Origin of the sequence: Martinezella miluonensis (assembly GCF_900094545.1) — a bacterium.
Lineage (GTDB): Bacteria > Pseudomonadota > Alphaproteobacteria > Rhizobiales > Rhizobiaceae > Rhizobium > Rhizobium miluonense.
Window position 1 is genome coordinate 1 of record NZ_FMAH01000092.1, and the last position, 3,508, is coordinate 3,508.

A 3,508-nucleotide genomic window follows, 5' to 3' on the forward strand; every position below is an offset into this window, starting at 1 on the left:
CAGCTTGCCTGCTGTGGCGCGCTGATAATCGCTCCGACCTGGGGCGGAAAGCACGGCAAGCAGCCGGTAGCTACACCACCTACATGGACACGATCATGGCCAGTCCAGATAAGGCAGCTTGCCGCCGTGTACCTGTCACGTTTTTGCCTTCTTAGGCACAACAAAGAACTGCTCAGTTTGAGCCAGTTCGAGATCATGCAGTTCCTGACGCAAGGCGATAGCCTCTGCGAAAGGTGCACCATTCTGGGCAGTGCCAATCAACTGCGCTTTCGCCACGAGTTTTTCTGCATCAATGCGCCCAGATTCGCGGATTTGCCACAAGTCGCGAACGCGAAATTGAGTTAGATAAGCTGCGCAAAAGGTTGCGAGCGCGGATAAGCCGGCCGGTATAAAACGCCATTCGGGATCGTGGTTGTAAGCGCTAACAACCGACGAAATTGCGCTGAGAACGATTGTCGAGAAGGTTATATAGTTCCAAAGCTCTCCCATGCGGCGAGATTGAACTTCGTACCAGTGGCTATGACATTTGGCATAGTCGACTGCAGCCTTCCGTATTTCTTCCTCTGGCATTTCCGGTGTTATGTCAAAAGCTTCTGCTTTTTTCCACTTTTCAGACATGTTGAAGCCTCCAGAAAAAACAATGAATGGAATGCTCGGCCCGACAAATGCTTGTGTCACTTCGTGGGGAAATCCTTCGCAAAGGGTGCGTCATCCCGGATGGTAAGTGGGGTTCCGCCAGCGGCGATGATAACGGCTCGGACCTCTTCTGACGTGCTGCCGACAGGCACAACGGTGTTGCCAATTTTATAGGCGGAATTGACGCCGTCTCGCAGTTCAGGCGCAAGCAGATGCCAAGGACCTGTTGCCTTCTCGCCGGCGAACCAGATCGGGAGCGAATTGGCGGTTTTTAGCTGAGCGAGCTGTTTTCCGCCTGCGGCCACTCGCACACCGTTCACGAGGTCAACCACTGCCTCTGGCTCCTCAACAACGTAGTCGACGGCTGCCCAATCGACCCGCGTGTTGCTGAAATCTTTCTCTGCCGGCGTCCGTGGCCGAACTTGAACCACCTTTGTTGCATCGACTTCAATCTGTTGGCCGCCCACTATTGTGAGCACAATCGTATGATCGCCCATGAGACTAACCCCTTTGGAGTTTCGGTTGTTGCACCTCGCTGAGATGAAGCCTTACGTTTATTTTGGCCACATCAAGAAACAACCATAGTGTGCAAGGACTCGATGAAAGAGTCGAGAGACCACCAAATAATTCTTCAGCAATACTGCAAGCAACATGACAGGACGATCGACGGACTACACACAAGCAATAGCTGCGCTGTACGCATCGTTCAGGCAACGCTGGGGCAGGTCATTCGTTGACGTAGACAACTTGGAGCCACTTCCACCCAGCATATTTGTCGCCGACTTTTTCGATGTCCGTTTCGATTACACCGTATACCGACGTCTCACTATTGAGGAAAACGGTGGCCGCCAGCGGGATCGCCGTGCCTGGTCGGCAAATCGTTCCGCGACTGCTGTGGTTTTAAAGCGCTATGTCGCCTTCCAGAAGCTACCAATTTCGGTTATGATAACCATTGAATTTTCGCGCAATTTTCGAAGAAAATGCAATAAAATCAACACCATATGGCGGAAGAGGTGGGATTCGAACCCACGGTACGGTTTCCCGCACGCCGGTTTTCAAGACCGGTTCCTTAAACCACTCGGACACTCTTCCTGTCACAACGGCACGGGGCCTTATGAGAAGTGGTTGGCTCGCTTTACCGCTATTCGGGGCGAAGCGTCAACCGGGCTGCCGCGCATATGCTGAGATCTATTGCAAAGGGTCAGGCACTCGCAAGCCGCGCCGCGCGTGCGGTCCGGGTGCCGAGCAAGACTAACGGGACGGCTGCCACATAAATGGCGACCACCGAGAGCCAGATGGCGCCGGGACAATCCTTCTGGACGACAAAGTAGAATGTCGAGAATGCGAGCGGACTGATGATGGAGGCCAGGCTTATGGCTGAGGTCAGCACACCCTGGAGTTCGCCTTGGCGGGACGGATCGACCTGGCGGGTAGCGAGGGCTTGAAATGCCGGCGTGCCGATGCCCGCAAGGGCAAAGATCGGCATGATGGCGAACGCGATCCAACCTTGGCTGGCAAAAGCCATGGCGACGAGGGCGGCACAGGCGCAGGCGATCCCGACGACAACGGCCCATCGTTCGCCGAGCACCCTGGTCGCGGGGCCGGGCAGGAGTGCCTGAACCAGCGTTTGGCAGATACCGAAGGCGCCCAGCGAAAGGCCGATCCAGAGGCCGTTCCACCGGAACGTATCGAAGCCCCACAGCGCCCAGCAGGTGCCATAGGCCTCGCCGGTGGCGCTCAGGATGAAATAGACGAGGACGATGGGCAGAAGCCGCTTCATCGAGAAGACCCAGCGAAGGGGTCGCAGTGGGTTGAGGACCGCCAGATCGATCTTCTGGCGCGACGGAGTGCGCGATTCGGGCAGGACGAACAAAGCCAGCAACAGATTGCAGCCGTTCAGAATAGCGGCGGCGATGAAGGGGAGCCTTAGGGCCAATCGACATTCATCGCATCCAGATCATAGCTGCGAGGAGATAGACGAACCCTTGGAAGTGGATTGCTCTGCGGTCGTATCGAGTGGCGAAGCGCCTGAAGTGCTTCATGCGGTTGAAGCATCGCTCGATGCGGTTCCGATCTTTGTAGGTGGCTTCGTCGTGAGGGATGATGATCTTTCGAGAGCGGTTTGACGGGATGACCGCTTCGGCTCCCATGCTTTTGATCGTTTCCCGCAAGGCATTGCTGTCATAGGCTTTATCCGCCAGAACGGCATCGCCGGTCTGGCCCTGCAGAAGAGCCGGCGCTTGCGTGATGTCGCCCACTTGACCGGCGGTTACGATGAACCGCAGCGGCCGGCCAAGGGCATCGACGAGCATGTGGATCTTGGTGGTCAGTCCGCCTCGGGAACGCCCCAGCGCCTGATCCTTGGCCCCCCTTTTCCGGAGGCGGCTTGCTGATGGGCGCGAATAATCGTGCTATCGATCATCAGATACTGGTTGTTACGGTCTGCAGTCAGGGCATCGAACACCCGTTCCCAGACGCCGGCATGGCACCAGCGGCTGAAGCGCTTATGCACCGTCTTCCATTTGCCATAGCGTTCCGGCAGGTCGCGCCAATGTGCGCCCGAGCGTAAAACCCACAGGCAACCATTGATAAACAGACGGTTATCCGAGCCGCTCCGTCCGGGATCGCCGATCTTGCCGGGCAATAAGGATACGATCTTAAGCCATTGTGCGTCACTCAGTTCATATCGCCCAACCGCCATCACCGACCTCCGTGCTGAACACGGTGTTCTAGGAATCAGCGATTAACTGATTTGGGAAGCCTGAATGTCGATTGGTCCTAGCATTACAGTTGCATTTTTATGCATAGCCTGAATCTATATGTCTCCATGATTCGGAGGTCATGGATGACAGGAGCATCGATAGAGACGACG

3 protein-coding genes, 1 tRNA gene and 1 pseudogene are annotated in these 3,508 nt (G+C 56.0%); all 5 read right to left on the minus strand.

Annotation, left to right across the window (positions count from 1 at the left end; all coding sequences use genetic code 11):
* Positions 1–135 precede the first annotated feature (135 nt).
* The 5 genes and pseudogenes from GA0061102_RS32325 to GA0061102_RS32345 all read right to left on the minus strand — a co-directional run bounded on the left by GA0061102_RS32325 (position 136) and on the right by GA0061102_RS32345 (position 3,337).
* Positions 136–678 carry a DUF4231 domain-containing protein gene (locus GA0061102_RS32325; protein WP_139115142.1) on the minus strand — a complete coding sequence of 181 codons (543 nt, stop codon included), beginning with the start codon at positions 676–678 and terminating at the stop codon, positions 136–138.
* Positions 675–1,133, minus strand: a complete 459-nt coding sequence (locus GA0061102_RS32330) for a hypothetical protein (RefSeq protein ID WP_092856844.1) — start codon at positions 1,131–1,133, stop codon at positions 675–677. Before GA0061102_RS32330 ends, GA0061102_RS32325 begins: the two co-directional genes overlap by 4 nt.
* 505 nt (positions 1,134–1,638) lie before the next feature.
* A tRNA-Ser gene (locus GA0061102_RS32335) sits at positions 1,639–1,728 on the minus strand.
* A 109-nt stretch (positions 1,729–1,837) separates the two neighbouring features.
* A pseudogene (locus tag GA0061102_RS32340) lies at positions 1,838–2,566 on the minus strand (MFS transporter); the annotation flags it as partial.
* A gap of 13 nt (positions 2,567–2,579) precedes the next feature.
* Positions 2,580–3,337, minus strand: a protein-coding gene (locus GA0061102_RS32345) for an IS5 family transposase (protein ID WP_092856847.1) whose coding sequence is annotated in 2 segments (ribosomal slippage) — positions 2,580–2,995 and positions 2,995–3,337 — 759 coding nt in all. Because the reading frame shifts where the segments join, the coding sequence is not laid out codon by codon here.
* Positions 3,338–3,508: the final 171 nt, after the last annotated feature.